16 protein-coding genes are annotated in these 18,568 nt (G+C 58.4%); 8 read left to right on the top strand and 8 right to left on the bottom strand.

Features of this window, described 5'->3' with window-relative positions; translation table 11 throughout:
* Positions 1–7: 7 nt before the first annotated feature.
* From D6201_RS08925 to D6201_RS08910, 4 genes are read left to right on the top strand one after another with little or no spacing between them, the layout of a single operon-like run.
* Positions 8–2,218, top strand: a complete 2,211-nt coding sequence (locus tag D6201_RS08925; RefSeq protein ID WP_120048471.1) for a GumC family protein — start codon at positions 8–10, stop codon at positions 2,216–2,218.
* A 40-nt stretch (positions 2,219–2,258) separates the two neighbouring features.
* A complete protein-coding gene (locus D6201_RS08920; protein WP_120048470.1) occupies positions 2,259–3,128 on the top strand; it encodes a glycosyltransferase family 2 protein in 870 nt (289 codons plus the stop codon).
* Complete coding sequence (locus D6201_RS08915) at positions 3,125–4,126, top strand: glycosyltransferase family 2 protein (RefSeq protein ID WP_120048469.1); 1,002 nt, start codon at positions 3,125–3,127, stop codon at positions 4,124–4,126. The genes D6201_RS08920 and D6201_RS08915 overlap by 4 nt, the downstream gene beginning before the upstream one ends.
* A complete protein-coding gene (locus D6201_RS08910; protein ID WP_165853533.1) occupies positions 4,123–5,100 on the top strand; it encodes a nodulation protein NodZ in 978 nt (325 codons plus the stop codon). The genes D6201_RS08915 and D6201_RS08910 overlap by 4 nt, the downstream gene beginning before the upstream one ends.
* 15 nt (positions 5,101–5,115) lie before the next feature.
* Here the strand turns inward: D6201_RS08910 and D6201_RS08905 are convergent, their stop codons facing one another.
* Positions 5,116–5,703: an acyltransferase gene (locus D6201_RS08905; RefSeq protein WP_165853532.1), complete on the bottom strand. Its 588-nt coding sequence runs from the start codon at positions 5,701–5,703 to the stop codon at positions 5,116–5,118.
* Between the two features lie 51 nt (positions 5,704–5,754).
* On the opposite strand from D6201_RS08905, the gene D6201_RS13230 reads away from it, so the two are divergent.
* The 3 genes from D6201_RS13230 to D6201_RS08890 all read left to right on the top strand — a co-directional run bounded on the left by D6201_RS13230 (position 5,755) and on the right by D6201_RS08890 (position 9,925).
* Complete coding sequence (locus D6201_RS13230) at positions 5,755–6,072, top strand: spike base protein, RCAP_Rcc01079 family (protein ID WP_422664699.1); 318 nt, start codon at positions 5,755–5,757, stop codon at positions 6,070–6,072.
* Positions 6,072–9,143 (top strand): hypothetical protein, encoded by a 3,072-nt coding sequence (locus tag D6201_RS08895; protein WP_120048467.1) that lies wholly within the window; start codon positions 6,072–6,074, stop codon positions 9,141–9,143. The genes D6201_RS13230 and D6201_RS08895 overlap by 1 nt, the downstream gene beginning before the upstream one ends.
* Positions 9,144–9,280: 137 nt before the next feature.
* A complete protein-coding gene (locus D6201_RS08890; RefSeq protein WP_120048466.1) occupies positions 9,281–9,925 on the top strand; it encodes an FkbM family methyltransferase in 645 nt (214 codons plus the stop codon).
* Here D6201_RS08890 and D6201_RS08885 read toward each other — a convergent pair.
* Positions 9,903–11,231, bottom strand: a complete 1,329-nt coding sequence (locus D6201_RS08885; RefSeq protein WP_165853531.1) for an O-antigen ligase family protein — start codon at positions 11,229–11,231, stop codon at positions 9,903–9,905. The genes D6201_RS08890 and D6201_RS08885 overlap by 23 nt on opposite strands.
* Before the next feature lie 143 nt (positions 11,232–11,374).
* On the opposite strand from D6201_RS08885, the gene D6201_RS08880 reads away from it, so the two are divergent.
* Positions 11,375–12,718 (top strand): lipopolysaccharide biosynthesis protein, encoded by a 1,344-nt coding sequence (locus D6201_RS08880; protein ID WP_165853530.1) that lies wholly within the window; start codon positions 11,375–11,377, stop codon positions 12,716–12,718.
* Positions 12,719–12,723: 5 nt separating this feature from the next.
* Here the strand turns inward: D6201_RS08880 and D6201_RS08875 are convergent, their stop codons facing one another.
* Genes D6201_RS08875 through rfbA form a run of 6 tightly spaced genes read right to left on the bottom strand, consistent with a single transcriptional unit; the run spans position 12,724 to position 18,482 of the window.
* Positions 12,724–13,950 carry a Coenzyme F420 hydrogenase/dehydrogenase, beta subunit C-terminal domain gene (locus D6201_RS08875; protein ID WP_242447495.1) on the bottom strand — a complete coding sequence of 409 codons (1,227 nt, stop codon included), beginning with the start codon at positions 13,948–13,950 and terminating at the stop codon, positions 12,724–12,726.
* Positions 13,947–15,182, bottom strand: coding sequence for a polysaccharide pyruvyl transferase family protein (locus D6201_RS08870; protein WP_120048463.1), 1,236 nt, complete (start codon positions 15,180–15,182; stop codon positions 13,947–13,949). The genes D6201_RS08875 and D6201_RS08870 overlap by 4 nt, the downstream gene beginning before the upstream one ends.
* Positions 15,137–16,210 (bottom strand): dTDP-glucose 4,6-dehydratase, encoded by a 1,074-nt coding sequence (gene rfbB, locus D6201_RS08865; RefSeq protein WP_120048462.1) that lies wholly within the window; start codon positions 16,208–16,210, stop codon positions 15,137–15,139. Before rfbB ends, D6201_RS08870 begins: the two co-directional genes overlap by 46 nt.
* On the bottom strand, positions 16,203–17,051 hold the full coding sequence (rfbD, locus tag D6201_RS08860; protein ID WP_120048461.1) for a dTDP-4-dehydrorhamnose reductase: 849 nt from the start codon (positions 17,049–17,051) through the stop codon (positions 16,203–16,205). Before rfbD ends, rfbB begins: the two co-directional genes overlap by 8 nt.
* Positions 17,048–17,593, bottom strand: coding sequence for a dTDP-4-dehydrorhamnose 3,5-epimerase (rfbC, locus tag D6201_RS08855; protein WP_120048460.1), 546 nt, complete (start codon positions 17,591–17,593; stop codon positions 17,048–17,050). Before rfbC ends, rfbD begins: the two co-directional genes overlap by 4 nt.
* A complete protein-coding gene (rfbA, locus tag D6201_RS08850) occupies positions 17,580–18,482 on the bottom strand; it encodes a glucose-1-phosphate thymidylyltransferase RfbA (protein ID WP_242447494.1) in 903 nt (300 codons plus the stop codon). The genes rfbC and rfbA overlap by 14 nt, the downstream gene beginning before the upstream one ends.
* Between the last annotated feature and the right edge of the window lie 86 nt (positions 18,483–18,568).

Raw genomic sequence — 18,568 nt, 5'->3', positions numbered from 1 at the left:
GACCGCGATGAACGATTATCCACTGATGCATGGGCCTGGGTCCAATCGCCGCAATTGGGTCGATGCCTATGTGCTCGACGGTGAAGCGGCGCAAGGGCCGACCCAGCCGAAGTTGATCGACATCGCGACTATCCGTGGCATTCTGTTCAGACAGCGCTGGTTGATTGCAATGACGATTGCGCTGGCCGTGCTCGCAGGGCTCGTTTTTACCATTCTCGCGACACCAATGTACGAAGCGCGTTCGACCGTACGTGTCGAGCCATTCGGGGCCTTCATCATCGAGGGCCAGAATCTCGATCAGGGAATCGCCTCCAATCAGGTCTACGACTTCATGTCGACGCAGGTGGGCATCATCGAAAGCCGTAGCCTCGCCCGCTTAATCGCCGAGGACCACAATCTTGGCGCGCGCGATGACTTTATCGGCGAAGATATTGAAGAGCGTAGACCGGCCGATTTGTCCGACAGCGCTTGGCGCGATTCCAAGACGGACATTGCCGTCGCAATGCTGCACGACAGGGTAAGTGCAGAGGTTCCGGCGAACAACTGGATCATCGAGATCGCCTTTCGTTCCGAAGATCCCGCCATCGCCGCAGAAATGGCCAATGCCTACGCGACAGCGTTTGCGGCATCCGAAACCCGCGAGGCGGTCGAAGGCAATGAATATGCGCGCGATTACCTCCGCGAGCAGATCGCCGTTATTCGCCAGCGTCTGCGGGATGCCGAGAACGCCGCGAATGGGTATGCCCGCACAAACGGGATTGTTGTCCAGCCAATCGCATCGGAGGATGGTCAGAGCGAAACAACACTGACCTCGGCCAACCTCGCCAATATCAATGCCCGAGCCGCGGCTGCACGCGCCGCGCGTATTGCGGCAGAGCAACGCTGGAGAGCCGTGCAGAACACGCCCGCAGGACAGTTGGCGGAAGTCCAGCAAAGCACGTACGTTCAATCGCTGCGGGCCGATAGGGTCGCTAAGGAGACCGAGCTGGTCGCGCTGCGGCAGCGATATAACGACAATTTCCCGCAAGTCGCAGATCTACGCGCTCAAATTGCTGCCGTCGATGAACGGGTCGATGCCGCAATGAATGACATCAAGATGTCGATCCGCAATGAATATTTGGTAGCAAGAAACCAGGAAAGCGCGCTTGCCGAAGAATTGCGCACCGCAACCGGTGAAACACTGCTGGAGCAGGATCGCCAGGTGGAATACGGAGTGCTCGAGCGCGAAGCCCAGGCCTTGCGTGAACAACTTCAGGCCCTGCTTGCGCGGTTCAACCAGTTAAGCGCCACGACGAATATCGACGGCGGCCAATTGAATCTTCTCGATACTGCCGTCGTGCCTTCAGCTCCTTACGCACCGAGCCTTTCGGGAAACTTGTTGCTAGCGATGGTTTTCGGCATCGCGCTTGCCGGCGTTCTTGCTGTGTTGAGAGAGATGCTGGATGATCGCATTCGATCAATCACCGACATCGAAGAACGTTTGGGTTTACCGCTTCTGGGACATACGCCCTTCGTCGCTGAACAGGATATCGATTACGAAGGGCGAGAGCGTTACGGAGAGCTGGTGGAGGCGTATGCATCGATCCGCTCGACGATCGACTTCTCCTTGCCCAGGGACCGCAACGTCATTCAATTGACGAGCAGCCAAGAGGCGGAAGGGAAATCGACAACGGCGATCATTCTCGCAGAACTATTCGCCAGTCTCGGAAGGAAAGTGCTGCTTGTCGACGCCGATCTTCGGCGGCCGTCGATCGCTTCGCTGGTCGGAACAAAGCGACCGAAGACGGGACTTGTCGAGGTGCTCTTGGGACACGCCGACCTGTCTTCTGCGGTTATCAGAGGCGTGCATGAGAACCTTGAAATTCTGTCCGTTGGAGAGGTGCCGCCAAATCCGACCGAGCTGCTTGGGTCCAGCCAGCTCGCCGAATTTATCGCTCGGTATCGGCAGCAGTACTCGCTCATCATATTCGATTCTCCGCCAATCCTCGGATTGGCCGACGCTCCGACCTTATCGAGAATGGTCGACGGAACCGCCTTTGTCATGGAAGCGAACCGAACACGCTTTGGCCAGGTGCGCAGCGCCATTCGTCGTCTTCGAGTGAATGGCGGCAATCCAATCGGCGGCATACTCACCAAATACCGTGCGCTGAACGCTGGTGAAAAGTACAACTCCCAGTATAATTATTATCGTTATGTGAGTGAGACGGAGACCGCTTGAAGCAACGGCGTGCCCTGCCGATGGCGAGAGAACACTGATCATGCCGCCGCCATTCACCGTAATCATCCCCGCCCATAATGAAGAAGCCGTAATCGAAAGATGTCTGCGCACCGCGCTTTGCGAAGCGCCTGCCGGACATGGCACTCAGATTATTGTCGCAGCCAATGGGTGTGATGATCGAACTGCGAGCATCGCGCGTGAATTCCCCGCCAATATAGATGTCGTCGAGATTGCCGAAGGTTCGAAAACAAAAGCGATGAACGCTGCGAGCGCAGTCGCGAAATATTTCCCGAGAATATATCTCGACGCCGACATTCAGTGCGATTTCCGTTCGCTCTCGGCGGTCGCTCACGCGCTGCGGAAGCCGGGGATCATGGCCGCTTCTCCCGCTCTTCGTCTCGACTTGACGCGATCCAATTTTCTGGTCCGGGCCTACTACCGCGTTTGGACGACGCAGCCGTATGTTACTCAAAGCATGGTCGGTTCGGGATGTTACGGGCTCAGCGAGGCAGGTAGCCGGCGGATCGGTGCGTTTCCCGACCTGGTGGGCGACGATATCTGGGTTCATTCTACATTCCCAAAGAATGCACGTGAAAATGTGTCACAGACAAAGAACGGTGAGCCTGTATTCTTCGTGGTGTCGCCGCCCAGGCGGGCGTGGGACCAGATCAGGGTCGAAACGCGGCGTCGGCTTGGCAATGCGGAGTTGCGTGCGCGCTTTCCGGAATTGAATTACACAGGATCCAATTCGTGGACCGATCTGAAAGCTGCGCGGCGCTCCGGGGCGAGTGTTGCGGATATTTTAGCCTATCTCGGAATGAAAATCACCGCGAGAGTGAGGGTGGGTCTCCTTCGACGAAATGGCCGTGCTATCGAGTGGGAGCGTGACGAGCTTGCGCGGCGGGCATGACAGGGGAGGCGACCGATAGCCGGGGTGGGTCGGCGGTGCCCAAAGTCGATCACGACAAACCGGACATCTCGGTCTTCGTCGTTGGATATAATTCTTCGGGTTTCATCGAAGAATGCATCGATGCGCTAAACGCTGCGTGCGCGGCGCACACATTTGAAATTCTATTAATCGACAATGGCGATCTGTCGACCGAAGCTCTCGTTCGTGAGCGCTTCCCATATGTCTCGATCGTCGAAAGCCGAGGGAACATCGGGTTCGCCGCAGCGAACAATGTGTTGGCAGGGCGGGCCCGTGCAGACTTGTATTTTTTGCTGAATCCGGATCTGTTCCTGGCTCCCAAAGCCATTGACATTCTCATCGAGGCGGCGCGCGACAGACCTTCCATCTCTGCATTCGGAGGTGTCTCCTTCGATCCTGCCGGGAAGGCCGACACAGGCAATAATCTCTCAATCCCATCGCTCGGCGGGCATTTCCGATATGCCATTGGACATGCAGGTGCCTCGTCGCGGGAGGGCACTTCATTTGCCGCAGACATGGTCGTTCCGGTCCTGATGGGCGGAATGGCCCTCATCCGGAAATCCGCTTGGAAAGAGGTTGATGGCTTTGACGAGCGCTATTTCCTGTATTGCGAAGAAGTGGACCTCTTCTTCCGCCTGAGTGAAGGAGGGCACGCGTTCATGCGGATCGCTGCTGCCAAAGCGGTTCATTACGCAGGCCATGGGCGAGCGCTCTCAACACGCCGACAATTGTTTCGGATCAGCGGTATCATGGAATTTGCGCGGCACCATTGGGCGGCTCCCGCCGTGTTCTTATCGGCCATTCTTATTTGGACCGGAGCAGCGATCCGGGTTGGCATCGGACTGTTGTTCGGGCGACGAAATGCGCGATGGCTAGCTGTTGGAAAAGCCAATCGTGTAATTGCCGGCAAACCTTGGCTTTGGTGGCGGGGCTATCATCCGAAAAAGGGTCTTCTCGCAAAATTGAGTCTTCATCGATGAACGGCCGCGACAAAAATCGCTTCCTCGTGATCAAGGCAAAGGGAGGGCTCGGCAATCGCATGCTCTCCGCAGCGACTGGAATCGTTCTAGCACAACTCGACGAGCGTTCTCCCAGCGTGGATTGGCGCGACGGGATGTATGTTCCGACCGGCGTAAATCTCTACCCCCTTTTGTTCAACGCAGCATGGATGGAGCCGCCGGACCGTCATGATCATGCAGACAGCGTAACCCCTGCGATCTGGGCGGGAAAGCTGTCGCGGCATCCCGTCGATCTCATCAGGGCGGATTTCCCGGACAAGCATCAGGACCCGCTGCTTTACAGAAAGCTTTCAATCGACTTGACGGGGAAAGGCCACGCAGCCGACGTGGCGGTGTTTTGGTCCTACGTGCCAAAGCTCCATCGCTTGACGAAACGGCTGAGAAAGGATGGGCGATTCACAGGTCTCGCACTTTCCGAAATCATGGCAAATACGCTTGCAACGCATTTTCAACCGCTAGAGGAAGTCTCCTTGAAGGTCGACAAACTGTTCGGAGCCTCCTCGCGTCCAAAGATAGGTGTGCATGTCCGCTATACTGATCGCCGTGCTCCTTTATCGAGGATTATCGGGCGCCTTGAATCCGTTAAAAATTCGCACCGCGATGCCGAAATTTTTCTCGCGACAGATAGCCAAGAGGCTAGCGATGCAATCACGAGCCGCTTCAGCGACGTACAGGCTTTACCCAAGATACTAGCCAGCGAGGGGCACACGCTGCACTTCGAAGCGGGAGAAATGACCGACCCGCTCTCTGAGGCACGCTATGCTCTTGCGGATATGGTCGCGCTGTCGCGTTGCGATTGGCTCATTCACAGCAGCCACTCAACCTTCTCGGTCACTGCGGCGCTGATGGGGGGCATCCCCAAAAAACGCCAGATCGATGTAGATGCGCTCAATCTAAAAGTCAGAACCAAGCAGTTCTTTCAGGCGCGCCTTTAGGGACCGATAGCGCACTTAATTTTTCAGCCCACTCGTCCTGCGCTCGCCGACGATTCTGGCGGGCGAACCAGCCAAAATGCTCATTGCGGGGAACTCGCCGCGCACCATGGCACCGGCGCCGACAATCGTGCCGTCTCCAAGGACCGTTCCGGGAAGCAGGACGGCACGGGTGGCGACCCATACGTCGTCGCCGACGATGACGTCCGCTTCGTCCATTGCCTGCTCTGTCACCGGACTCCCATCATTGTACCGGTAACTGGCCGCCGTTATCAACACTTCTGGCCCGAAAAGCGCATGCTTACCAATCACAATCCGACCGTGCGCCGGCCCAGCCCAGAAATGACAGCGTGAACCGATACGGGCGTTTTCACCGATCCTGATACGTTCCCCATTCTGGAACACCGCGTCGGGACTGACATTACGCTCGCCATCGAAAGTTACGCTTCGCAGCGGCACGACGTGAGAATAGTTGTAGTAATTCACGATCTTTGCGACGTGCGCCCACGCCCGTGGATCGAAGAGCGAACCGATGAGCCTGAAGAAACGTCGGCTTCGTGGCAGGCTCTTTTTTCGCGGTAGTTCGGCTGACGATATCGCCATCATTTACTCCAAATCCCGAAATAAAGACCCGGCGCCCTTAAATCGCTTTCCTACATGAGAACCAATGTGGTTATCGGCCTCTCCCGAATCATCCAGGAGAATCTCATGTCATTCGATCCCTTCGCAAATGCCACTGACAGCCTGACGTCCCCTGCAAAGCACGCCTTCACAATCACTCCTCACGAAACTGAAGAGCTACCTTTGACAGCGAAAGCTCTATACGTTGGCGAAGGCGGAAGTCTTGTTTTGCGCGCCGTGGATTCTGGCGAAGACGTTGAGCTTGTCAATGTGCCCTCCGGCACGGTCCTTCCGATCCGGACGAAAGCGGTGCGCCCCGCAAGTAGCGCAGCGCGAATTGTGGGCCTGTCTTGATGAGCGGGATTGGCATCTCGTTAACCTGCGCTTTCCGCCGACCGGGCGAAAACAAGATCGGGTGGCCCATTTCCGCCAATGCGATCGCCCTCACCACTCTCGGCCAGCCAGACGTGTCCGAAGGGTTTGCCGCCGATAGCCGCGTGTCCGCCTACACCGCCACCGAGGGCCGGTTCCGCCGCGCGCCTGAGGGGCTCGTCCGCTGTGCTGCGGATGAGGAGCGGCTGTGCTTTGCCGGGGACGGCGCGTTTGTCGGGCAGTATCTGCAAGGCGCGGACACCTATCATTCCGCGCCGTGGGACGATCCGGCGGCAACACACGGATCGGGCGATGCCGCCTATTTCGCGCCGCGTTCGGGCGGCTCCATCGCCTATGCCGGGGCGCATAGCGAGCCTGACATTTTCGGCGGCTCGGGCGGCGGCGTCGTCATCACGCAGACCGATGCCGATGGCAGTTTCCACAATGCCAACAACGTCAAGGTGTCGGGTGTGCTGGAAGGCGATGTGCTGCGGCACGAAGTCATTGTCAGCATCGAGACGACCGAAGCGGGCAAGGTCGGCCCGCGAGGTCACGGCAACAGCAATTTCAGCTTCGACTTCGACCACGACGCGCAAGGCAACATCACCGGCTTCACCGAGAACTGGGCGACCTATCGCGCAGGATATCACGACATGGGTATCATCAACGGCAAGCGATGGTGGTATCTCTGGGCGGACAGGCTTGCCGACAGCACGGGCGACACGCAGGGCATCGGCATCAACTATTCCGGCACCACTGCGGGGCAGGGTCGCAAGGTCCACGTCTGCGAGGCGATGATCCGCAAGAACCCGGCCTGCGCGCCCGCTGCCGTGCCGGTGTGTGCCGCGAGCAAGACCTTCACCGCCGACACGCTGGTCAGCACGCTCTCCAATGCAGGCTATATCTGCGAAGGGCTGGCGATGGCGCGTTCGCAGGTGCCGGGCGGCGCGATCGAAGCGCCCGCCGTGCCGCTGGGCGTGCCGTATGAGCCGCTGGAGACGCGCATTGGCATCGCAACGGGCGCGGAGGCGGCGGATCGCACCGGCTTGCTCGACAATCCCAACCTGCATTTCTACGCGCGCCCGTGGGAGCAGCCCGCCAGCATCACGCTGCATTACGGCCCCGGCTACATCGCCTCGCGCTGGCTGGTCGCCGACGACATCAACGACCGGGTCGGCGATGCGACTATCGCGCCCGTGTTTCAGGCGCGGCGCGATCTCGCTCCGGTGCTGGGCAAGCATGCGACCAGCGGCGCTTATGTGACCGGCGCGCTGACGCTCGACGGCTGCGTGTTCCTCGCGCTTGGCGACACGGTTTCGACCTATTGGCGGCAGACCGATATTCGCACCTTCGGCAACAGCACCAGTTTCCTTCTGGCCGCTGGCACCGCGCTCAACGCGCGCGGCTGCCTCGTCATGGGAGAGACCGTCCACACCACGCGCGCGCGGAGCGAGGCGCAGGCGGACGAAAGCGATGAGCAGCGCGTCTATGTCGGCGAGTTCCTGCCTTTTATCGAGAACGCTGGCAGCATCGACCTGTCCGGCTCTCGCTTCGAACGGCTTGCTCGCATGTCGATGGAGGCGCGCGACAGGAACACCGCCGTTGCGCTCAATCTCGACGATACCTGCTACAGCCTCATGTGGTCCGATCCGATCTATTGGAGCCGTGGCACGTTCGCCAACGTGCAGGCATCGCGCCGCTTCCACGGTTCCATGACCTTTCATCCCGGCATGTCCATATGGCAGAGCCGCAAGCAGATCGAGGTGGATACCGGCAGCGGCTTCGTCCCCTTCGATGCGAGCGGGCTGACGCTGGCGGACCTGCCGCATGGCCATGAAGCGCAGCTGGTCGGGATGTGGGATTTCGACACCGACACCTTCACCGCCGCGCCCGATCCGGCGAAGACCTGCCGCATCCGCTATTACGCGCCGGGCAGCGGCATCGGCACCTCGCGTCCCGGCTATGAGTGGAACGCCCAGCAGGTCGATATGGGCGGCTATTCGCGGCACCAGCAGACGGGCGATGTCTACGAGATCGACACCGGCACGCTGAAAGCGCGCTTCACCTTCGACCGAGGCCGCTACAGCGCGGGCAATGTCTGGAACGTCGATACCAACCCGGCGCTGACCAGCACCGGCACGCATGGCGACAACGATCAGGTGAACCGCTTCTTCGTCACCATCAACGGCATGGTGGCGGATGATGTGGTGATGCTCAATCACGGGCAGGGCCCGTTCCACACCGGCACGTCCTCGCTTGCGGCGGACGGAAGTTCGATCACCGGCATCGTCACCGACCGCTTCGTCGCGGTGCTGGCAGATGTCAGCAATGCCTATCGCTTCGACCATTCGCTGCTGGCAGGCAGCGTCGAGACCTTGCAGAATTCGTTGCTTGTGCAGGCATACAGCGACTATCGCTTCGAGGGCGGCGACGGCATCGCCATGAATATCGGCGCAGCGGGGGCAAACAACACGCTCCAGCTCGGCGCGAATGTGTGGAGCGCAACGGCGCATCCGACCGGACTTTCCGATAGCGGCGGCGGCACCACGACCGGCACGCTCAATCGCATCGGCCTGCCCCGCGCGCAGGGTTTCAGCGGCTACACCACGCCCGGCGCGAGCGACGGCGTGCTGACGGACCTGCTCGACCCCGCTGACATTCATGCGAGCGGGCAGGCCGAGCCGGTCACCGATCCGTGGACTTTCGCCTTTGCCGATGGCGCGGCGGCCAAGCTGGGCTTCGATCCGAACGCTACGCTGGCGCTGGCGCGCGGCAATCATGCCGCATGGGACGACGTGATTGCGGGGCTGGCAGCGGTCTATCACCGTAAGCCCGATCACCTTGCCGAGATCGCGCCGGGTGCGGCAGTGGGCAGCGTGGTGGCGACCGGCGTGGCCGCCTCCGCCTTCCACGCCCGCTACGGCGGCAATGGCGAGGGGTATTTCGCGCTCGATGGCGGGCAGGTGACGGTGGCGAAACCGCTGACCGGCGTGGACCGCATCTTCGTGCTGCGCGGCGACAATGACGAAACGATCATGGTGGATGTGGCGTGAAATGGGATCACAGATGTGTATTTTCTGACACCGTGGATCATTCTTCTCAATTGGAAAAGTGGTCTCGCTCATAGAATAAAAAGGAACACCGGCCTGTGAAAGTTATTGCTAGTCGAGGATGGCGTAGGCTGCATCGCATGGCTGCACGAGCGTGGTTGCGGACACAGCTCAAAAAGTCAGACGCCAAAATAGCGCGCTTTGGCGAAGGGCATGCTTCTTGGTGGGTGCTCGCCGAAACCGCGCCGGGGGCGGTAGCATACTGTGGTGGTGTCGGGCTTGATGCCACTTACGACTTTGCCCTCGCAGACAAAATGGCGTTGGAAGTGCATAGCTTCGACCCTACTCCAACCTCTGTCGAATACATGCAGCGTTCGAATGCTGGCAGGGTATGCTTTCATCCGTGGGGCTTCCTAGATCGAGATGACAAGGTGCGATTTCACGCACCTACCGACCCCCGGCATGCGAATTGGTTTGTGGAGAACCTCCACCGCACCGATGCCTTTTTCGAAGCTGATTGCTTCACGATTGAAACAGCCATGGAGAAATTGGGCCATTCAAAGATCGAGCTCTTGAAGATCGATATCGAAGGCAGTTGGGCGAGGGTTTTGACCGACATGCTCGAAAAGGGTATTTTTCCCAATCAGCTTTGTGTCGAATTCGACTCCCCTGCGCCGATCTGGTCAGTAATGAAAATCGTCAAAAGACTTCACGCAGAAGAGTACCAGCTGGTGCGGCGAAGTAAGGAGAATTGTTTTTTCATTAGGAGAATGCCCCGCTATTAGACTTGCGTATGCCGTCGTGAGACATTGGGTGCACGACCCTGCCAATCTTTCTCGCGTCGGCTTGGCCTAACGAAACTGCTATACCTAAAAGCGCGAAGAACCACACTTGCACGGCTAACCAAAGTGAAACCGAGGCGAGACCGAGGGCGAAGACGCCGAGAGAGATCGCGACCCCCCGAAGCACATCGGCATCCGCAACCGAATTGTCGATAGAGCGCTGCATCAACGACGATATACCGATCAAGACGGCGACTGCGACCAAGATACTTGCGGGCAAACCGAACCTTACAGCCAAAAGCAGCCAATAGTTGTCCATCGATGCGCTCATCCAGTCTGGGCGGACCCAGTCCGCGTATCCAATGCCAAACCAAGGGTTTCGCGCTACGTTCTCGGTGCCATAATCCCAGATCAGGATCCGGTTGTACGCGCCCATCGAATTGAGTGAGGCGAAGCGGACGAATAGCGAAAACGTGCCGGATTTCGTACCGAGCTCTGCGACGAAGATGACGATGGAGGCGGCGAAGAAGAACAGGGGCCAAGTGATGTTGGCAACGCGCTTCGTCATCCAGGAATATACCAATAGCCCGATAGATGCGACGAGGCCGAGAAGCGTTGCGGAACTGACGGAAAAGAAGCTTGTGAGGGCGGCAAAGCTGCCCGACATGCGCGGTATCTTCTTATATCCGGCCAACCAATACAGCGGCAGAAAGCTTACAAAGAATATTCCGGCAAGGATCGGATGGGGAAATGGTCCTTGTGCTCGCATCAAGCCGAACCTGGGTGACGAGCCATACTGGACCGGATGTCCCGTCAGTTCGCTGAAAATGCCTTGAATAATGTGCGTGTGCGTGATCGCCTCCACCATGATGATCGTCCCCACGATCAGCAATCCTGGAAGCATTAACAGGAGAAATGCGCGAAGATCTCCGATATTGCGAAAGATCGCGCGCGACAGGAAATAGGCAATCGCTACGTCGACGATGTGTGCGAGGCTTGCCGTAATGGCCTGCTGGGTGTCGGACGAGACGAACATCGCTGCGCAAATCCATCCCGTGGCTGCGAGCACGGCGCCATCGGCCCAGGTCGGCTTCAATTGCCGGCGGAAAATCGCCGACAATATGTAGAGCGACATGACCATCAGCAAGATCCGGTATGGAGGAAAGACCGAGCCAAGGAAATTTGCATTCAGTTGTGGTGGCAGCATCAAAGCGTAGCCAAGGATCACTCCGAGATAAACGCGCCGGCCATTCGCGGTCGAAAGCCGCCGGGTAGTCTGTGGGCCTTCCCGCCCGGACGTCTTCGCCATCGTCGCCATCGCCTACCTTTTATCCAGTTCGAACTCCCTGTCCTAGGGCTATTGTCGTGGTGAGAGCGCCGGTTGGAGCGGTCTGTCTATACATCCGCGAATTTCTTCTCGCCCACGTGCAAAAAAACCTCCAGAACGCGGTGGTGAAAAGCAACGGCTTCAACTCTCGCGGCCGGCGCTGGAAAGCCTTTCGCGCGGTCAGGGTGCTCGTCGCAGAAGTCTCTCGCCACGGTACGGCGCTTTCGTCGCTTTTAATCACCGGCAGCGCAGTCGCTGCGGGTTTTGCAGTGACGTTTCTGATCGGTCGCAATTTTGGTGCGAGCGCCACCGGGCAGTATGCCCTGATGACGCAAACGGCCATGCTACTAGCCGTGTTGGGGCTCGCGGGGCTGGATGTCAGCGCCGTGCGGCATTTTGCGCGCTCGGTTGCGCTCAAGCGGAAGCTTTCGGCACGTTCACTATTCACGGTAACCGGGATCGCCGCGTGTCTGGTGCTGATCGTATGCGCTGCGCTCTTCCTTGGGGGTTCGGTTGCATGGCGAGCCTTGTTCGCGGATATTCTTCCGAGCGACTTTCTGCTGCTCCTGTGTATTTTAATTGTCGGTCGGGCAGGTGCCCGCTTTTTCGGCGCTGTCCTTCGGTCCCGACACTCGTTTGTGTTTGGTCAACTTGTGTCGACGCTCCTGATCCCGGTCTGTGCAGGTCTCGCACTGCTTACTGGCCTGGCGGACAATGTCCGAGAGGCAATGTGGGCTACTGCGCTGGGAGGTATACTTGCGACAGCGATTGGAAGCGTCGGAGCGCTACGACATGTTTCCCGCGGGCAAAACACTGTCAGCATTGCGCTGAGACCGGTCTTGGCTTCGTCGCTGCCCCTGTGGGGTGTCGGCGTCATTCAGAGCGTTGCCGACTGGTACGGTTTAGCAGTGGCCGCACATGCTCTCGGCGCGGAAGAGACGGGATATTTCCGCGTCGCGGTTCAAATAGCTGCCGTCATTCAGATTACGACAATGGCATTGTCTTCTGTCTACTCCGCCCAGATCAGCACCGCCTTCCACGATAGCGACCGGCATGCAGCGGCCAAAATCGCGGCAACTGCCATACGATTGAGCGCGATTATCGCAATCCCGTTAGGTGTCGGTCTCCTCGCTTTCGGTGCGATCCTACTGAGGCAAATCGGCCCCGAATTCGAGGCAGCTTATCCTGCATTGGTGATTCTGACCCTAGGCCAGATCGCTATAGCGTTGACAGGTCCCAGCGGTCTGGTGTTGGCCATGTCTGGGAATGAGCGAACCAATCTTCTAATCACGCTGGCAAGTGCCGTCTTGCTCCTGCTTTCCGTACCAATTGCGGCGGCGTGGACCGGGCTTCCAGGAATTGCCGCATGCGTATGCGTTGCGGGCATTGCCCGAAATATCGTCGCCTATTTTGTTGTGCTTCGCCGCGAGCGGATAGAGATATGGCGCGGCATTGCAAAACCGAAGTGAATTCGTCAGCGGCGTCGGCGCGGCGCGATCAGTCTCCGGAGCGTACCCAGAAAATTTCGGAGTTTCGTTTCAAAGGACAACTGCCGGGCGTTTTGGCGCAAGTTGAGCCCGATGAACGATGGTGATCTGCGACCTGTCAGCCGCATGGCCAAGAGTCTCGCGGGCACAAGGCCTTTCCTTCCCGCCTGATGCGGCTGTATGAAAGGCAAATCCGTCACATCTGCCAGGGTCGAAGCGAGATATCCCGCATCGACAGCCTGTTGCAGCATTACAGCCGCGCGATGCGTTCTTGCCAAAGCAAGGCTTCGGCCATCGGCCTCCTCGAACGTGGGCCTTCGCGCCGCATTCAGATGCCATCCATCGGCAAAAGCGATGTCGGCAAACTGGCCGATGCCATCCGGGCAGATTTTGCAGCGAAATTGGATGAAGCGGGTCAATATGCCGCCCCAAGATGTATCGTAGTCGAGGCTTGCGACGCGCCCGTCCTTTGCACGAACCGTCGCTTTTCCTGGCCATCCGTCGCCCCTGAACCGGAACGCCGCCACTTCGGACGGCTTCGCAATTCCCATCGCGCTCAGCAGCGCGTCTGTGCCCTCATAGCTGGGCAAACCTGCGCAAAAGAAAGAGATCATCCACGGGAAAGTCCGATCAACCCGTGGGTCGATCCGCGCGAGCTGTCGCAGCGCCGCGACGTCGCAAGGCTTGCCGACGAAGGCGAGCGCCCTACGTCCGTCAAGGAGATCGGCAATTTCGGCGAGCGGGGCCGATGGTGCGTAGCGCGATCCGGCAGCCTTCTGGATTTCGACAGTATGGTCGGCAATGATGGTTGCATTGCGGATCGGCATATCGGAACGGGCCGCAGTCGTTACGACGCCATCCACCTGTCTGCTTTCGAGCAAGTAAATCAACGTGGCCGAGAGCGCGCCGCCCGACGATCCAATATGGCGCGTGGCGGGGTCACGCGCCCATGTGTATTGCAATGCAGCGATCGAACCCCAAACGTGATGCTCCTCGCCATCGGTCTCTTTTGCAGGTTCCTCGATTCGGAGGCCCGGGCAGACGCGCTCGATGACCTGCTCGGCACCTCTGCTCAGCTTCGCAAGCTGTGTGGGGCGAAGAAACCCCTTGCGATCCTCCTCCATGCTGATTGCGCCTTCGGGTGCGAGTGCAGCGCACAGTCCGCAGCCGGCGCACAGATCGGCCGACTTGATCCGTTCAATCAACGCGGTCACGCCGCCATGATCCGCGCGGCAAAGCGATCGATGAAACCAGTATATTCGGCCAGTTTTTCCTGCGCGACGGTATTTGAGCGTTTCGCGGCGGCAGTCACCTCATCGAGTCGGCCTAGCACGTCATCGAGCTTATCGAGCGATGAGTTTTCACCGGCGTTTACCATATCGGCGAGAAACGGATAGTCAAGCGAGCCATACAGGCCATTAAACTTACGGCTGTAAGCCAGCGGGAGCACGGCGATATCCGAAGAAATGGCTGCGATCGTCGCATGCATTCGTGCTCCGATCAGGAGGTCGAGACCGGCGATAAAGCTTTTGGCGGTCGACGGGGACTCGAACGCAGGTGCCCGGTGAAGGCCTGGAAATTCGCGGTGGAGCAGATCGCTGACTGCACCATCATCGTCACGCGCCAAGCTGGGCGCAGTCACGTGAGGGACGAGAAACACCTTCTCCACTTGCGGCTCATTCAGCAGGCGGTCGATCATGCGCCTTGTCAAACTTTGATAGTCAAGCGCAAGGCTGACTCGCCCCGTTCCCTCGCCCGACAGGTCGAACAGAAGTCCCGAGACATTGATGCCAACCCACTTCCCGAGCTTGCCCTTGTCCTCGGGCGGGTCGTATGGAAGCGCGAAAGCGAGATCCGTTGAAAGAGACGTCTTTGCGCCGTATCCGAGGTCTCGCGAGGCATCGCGTGAAAGCTCGTCGCGCGCAAAAATCCGATCTGCACCGCGCAGCGCCATCTTCGCACCAGCCTTTCCCCACCATGTCGAAAATGGCCCGATTGTCTGGGGGCTGAGTAGAAAGGGTTTGCCGGTTCGCGCCGCCAGTATCTTCGCCGCTACGATTCGACTGAAACGGCTGGCCTGGTAGATATCCGAGAAGCTATCGCCCGCTCCGATATCGAAAAACGCGTCGCATTTTCGAAGCATTGAATGAAAGTCGGAGCGGGGGTTCGCTAGAGCCTTGGTGCCGATATTTGTGAAATCGGTCTGCCAGGGGCATGAATCGCTGTAATCCAGTCGACCGCGCATTCCAAGAACATGGAATACCGGTGATCCGCCGTGACGCTCGACAGCCTCTCCGATCATACGGCTATTGGCAACGGTGAACGCTCCGACGCCGAGGTTTTCGGACTCGAAAGAATGAAACAGCAGTCCGATGTGCCGCTGCTTGCTTGGGACTCTTGTCATGCCGTGCCGGTATCCCGGTCTGCCCAAAGCGGCTGCCACCATTTAGGGTTGTCGACGTACCAGCGGACCATGGTTCTCAAGCCGTCGGAAAAGTCGCGCTGCGGAACGAGACCGAGTTCGTTCCGGGCCTTCGTGTCGTCGATCGCATAGCGCTTGTCATGGCCCAGTCGATCTTCGACAAATATTTTCAAATCGCAGCTTTTGTGGCCTGACGCTGCTGGAGCGTCGGGGAACCGTTCATCAAGATTGCCAATCTCGCTGAATGCACGATCGACCTCGGTACAGACCCGATCCACCACCTCGATATTTGCAAGCTCCACACCGCCGCCGATATTATAGGTTTCGCCGGCTCGGCCTCTCAGCAAGCAAGCCTCGATACCGCGACAATGGTCTTCAACGTGCAGCCAGTCGCGCACGTTCGTTCCGTCACCATATATCGGCAGCGGCCTCCCATGAAGCGCGTTCAGGATGAATAGCGGAATCAGTTTTTCGGGATATTGGTAAGGGCCGTAATTGTTCGAGCAATTGCTGGTTGTCGCCTGTAGGCCATAGGTATGGTGGTAAGCGCGCACCAGATGATCGGACGCCGCCTTGCTGGCCGAGTAGGGAGAGTTCGGGCGGTATTGCGTATTCTCGCTGAATGGCTCCTCGTCGGGCATCAGCGATCCGTATACCTCGTCCGTCGAGATATGGTGAAAGCGGTGAGACGTATTTGAGCCGCTATCGAGCCACACAGCGCGTGCGGCTTTCAGCAGTGCGTGCGTTCCCACAATATTGGTATCGATAAACGCATCCGGCCCACCGATGGAACGGTCGACATGGCTTTCGGCTGCGAAGTTGACCAGAGTATCAACCGAACGATCGCGCAAGAGCTGCGTGACGAGATCCGCGTCGCGAATATCGCCAATGACGAGTTCGACATTCTCGACATCAGCAATTGTGGCCTCATTTCCAGCATAGGTCAGCGCATCGAGGACCACGACCCAGTCGTCGGGATGATGATCTGACCAATAGCGAATGAAATTGCCGCCGATAAATCCCGCCCCGCCGGTGACGAGCATATTAGCCATATCCTCGTTCCACCTGAAGCATACGTCGCAAATTCGTGCGCCAGTGGGTATGGCCATCCTCAAGCAAGGTTCGTGTGGCGCTACAATCCAGCACGGAGAAATTCGGTCGCTTAGCCGCAGTTGGAAATTTCTCGCTAGCGATCGGCACGATCGGAATTGCGTTCTCGAGAATGCCCAAGCCAAGCGCTTCTTCCTGAACGGCGACTGCAAAATCGTACCAGCTGGCCACGCCTGCATCGCAGTGATGGAAGGTGCCCGACGCGCCTTTGGCAATCAGGCCCCATATCGTTTCCGCAAGCGATACCGCCCACGTTGGCCCGCCAATCTGGTCGCAAACCACGCGAAGCCGGTCTTCGCGTCCCATGAGCTGCAACATAGTACGAACGAAATTTCGCCCACGTGCAGAATAAAGCCAAGAGGTCCGGACAAGTAGATCACCTGCACGCAAGTGGTTCTCACCCTCCGCCTTCGTTCTCCCGTAGACAGAAAGCGGTGCTCGCGCGTCGTCCGGGTGGTAGGGTCGCGTTTGCAAGCCATCGAAGACGAAGTCGGTCGATACATGCACGAGCTTACCCGGGAGGGATGTTGTTATGGCCAAGACAGCTTCGGAATTGATCTGTCGCGCGCAATCTACGTCGGTTTCGGCTGCATCGACTGCCGTATAGGCGGCTGTGTTGATGACGATATCCGGTAAATATCGACTCAGGGCCGCGTCGATGGCGTCCGGGTCGCGGAAGTCGCAATCGCTTTCCGTAATGCCGGTGATATTCGCGCCATGCGGCTGTGTTTCGAGCAAGGCAGTGCCAAGCTGCCCGTCGGCACCGGTGAGCAAAACGTTCATGTGAAAACAGGTGCTTCCGACAGAGCGCAGGCCGCCCTGTCCTTTTCCGAAAGGGTGACGTTCAGATCGTGTATCGGCCAATCGATCCCGATTTCAGGATCATCCCAGGCGATGGAATGGTCCGCTTCCGGTGCATAAGGCGCATCGCATTTGTAGAGAAAATCGGTGTCGTCCTGCAGCGTGACGAAGCCATGCGCGAAGCCGCGCGGCACCCAGAACATTCGCTTATTGGCAGCCGACAATTCGAAGCCTACCCACCTTCCGAAAGTAGGCGAAGATGACCGAAGATCGACTGCCACGTCGAACACCGCACCGGATGCAACCCGCACGAGCTTTCCTTGCGGAGCGGGGTTTTGAAAATGCAGTCCGCGCAAAACGCCTTTTCGTGAGCGCGAATGGTTGTCCTGAACGAATTGGCTCGGCAGGCCGACATCCGCGAAAGTCCGAGCGTTCCAAGTCTCCATGAAGAAACCGCGATCATCACCATGCACATCCGGCTCGATGAGCAAAGGACCATCGACGGCGCATTCAGACACGCGCATCGGAACGGCCTTCCTCGAGACAGCGTAGAAGATAGTCGCCGTATCCAGATTTGCGGAGCGGCGATGCTATCGCTGTTAGGGCATCGTCACTGATGAAACCCTGCCGCCAAGCTATCTCTTCCGGACAGCAAATTTTCAGCCCCTGCCGTTCCTCAGTGATTCGCACATATGTTCCTGCGTCGAGCAGCGACGCATGCGTACCTGTGTCGAGCCACGCAAAACCCCGACCCATGGAAAATACCGTCAGTGACCCGTCCTCGAGATAGAGGCGGTTCAGGTCGGTGATTTCAAATTCTCCCCGTTTCGAGGGAGCCAAAGATCTTGCCCGCTCGACAACCGTATCATCGTAAAAATAAAGTCCGGTGAGAGCGAAATTAGACTTTGGCGCCAATGGCTTCTCCTCGAGTGAAATCGCTCTGCCGCGGCCGTCGAATTCGACTACCCCGTAGGCTGCCGGGTTTTTCACGCGATAGGCGAAGACGCCCGCTCCGCTGCGCAAGTTCATCCCTGCTTCAAGAAGCCGCGGGAGGCCGTGGCCGTAAAAGATATTGTCGCCTAGAACGAGCGCGCTAGCTGCATCGCCGATGAAATCGGCACCGATATGAAAAGCTTGCGCCAGCCCCTTGGGCTTCGGCTGCACGGCATATTGCAAAACGATGCCGAATTGTGATCCATCTCCTAAAAGACGCTTGAACTGTGCCTGATCTTCAGGCGTGGTGATGATCAGTATTTCGCGAATGCCGGCAAGCATCAGCGCGGATAGCGGATAATAGATCATTGGCTTGTCGAACACGGGCATCAGCTGTTTCGAGACGCCGCGTGTCAACGGATAAAGGCGCGTACCGGACCCCCCGGCGAGAATGATGCCTTTCCTTTCGGAATATGCCACGCAATACCTCGCCGCTGCAGACCCATGCTGCATTGCAGCGCGATGTCGGTGGGGTCAAGGACGTAGTGCCCGAATGAGAGATGCCT

Source organism: Aurantiacibacter aquimixticola (assembly GCF_003605475.1).
GTDB lineage: Bacteria > Pseudomonadota > Alphaproteobacteria > Sphingomonadales > Sphingomonadaceae > Alteraurantiacibacter > Alteraurantiacibacter aquimixticola_B.
This window is presented reverse-complemented; position numbering and strand designations above follow the sequence as displayed.

What these genes read in the sequence shown, in the direction of transcription:
- D6201_RS08925 (WP_120048471.1), top strand. Translation starts at nt 8, where the DNA reads ATGAACGATTATCCACTGATGCATGGGCCTGGGTCCAATCGCCGCAAT.
- D6201_RS08920 (WP_120048470.1), top strand. Translation starts at nt 2,259, where the DNA reads ATGCCGCCGCCATTCACCGTAATCATCCCCGCCCATAATGAAGAAGCC.
- D6201_RS08915 (WP_120048469.1), top strand. Translation starts at nt 3,125, where the DNA reads ATGACAGGGGAGGCGACCGATAGCCGGGGTGGGTCGGCGGTGCCCAAA.
- D6201_RS08910 (WP_165853533.1), top strand. Translation starts at nt 4,123, where the DNA reads ATGAACGGCCGCGACAAAAATCGCTTCCTCGTGATCAAGGCAAAGGGA.
- D6201_RS08905 (WP_165853532.1), bottom strand. Translation starts at nt 5,703, where the DNA reads ATGATGGCGATATCGTCAGCCGAACTACCGCGAAAAAAGAGCCTGCCA.
- D6201_RS13230 (WP_422664699.1), top strand. Translation starts at nt 5,755, where the DNA reads ATGAGAACCAATGTGGTTATCGGCCTCTCCCGAATCATCCAGGAGAAT.
- D6201_RS08895 (WP_120048467.1), top strand. Translation starts at nt 6,072, where the DNA reads ATGAGCGGGATTGGCATCTCGTTAACCTGCGCTTTCCGCCGACCGGGC.
- D6201_RS08890 (WP_120048466.1), top strand. Translation starts at nt 9,281, where the DNA reads ATGGCTGCACGAGCGTGGTTGCGGACACAGCTCAAAAAGTCAGACGCC.
- D6201_RS08885 (WP_165853531.1), bottom strand. Translation starts at nt 11,231, where the DNA reads ATGGCGAAGACGTCCGGGCGGGAAGGCCCACAGACTACCCGGCGGCTT.
- D6201_RS08870 (WP_120048463.1), bottom strand. Translation starts at nt 15,182, where the DNA reads ATGGTGGCAGCCGCTTTGGGCAGACCGGGATACCGGCACGGCATGACA.
- rfbB (WP_120048462.1), bottom strand. Translation starts at nt 16,210, where the DNA reads ATGGCTAATATGCTCGTCACCGGCGGGGCGGGATTTATCGGCGGCAAT.
- rfbD (WP_120048461.1), bottom strand. Translation starts at nt 17,051, where the DNA reads ATGAACGTTTTGCTCACCGGTGCCGACGGGCAGCTTGGCACTGCCTTG.
- rfbC (WP_120048460.1), bottom strand. Translation starts at nt 17,593, where the DNA reads ATGCGCGTGTCTGAATGCGCCGTCGATGGTCCTTTGCTCATCGAGCCG.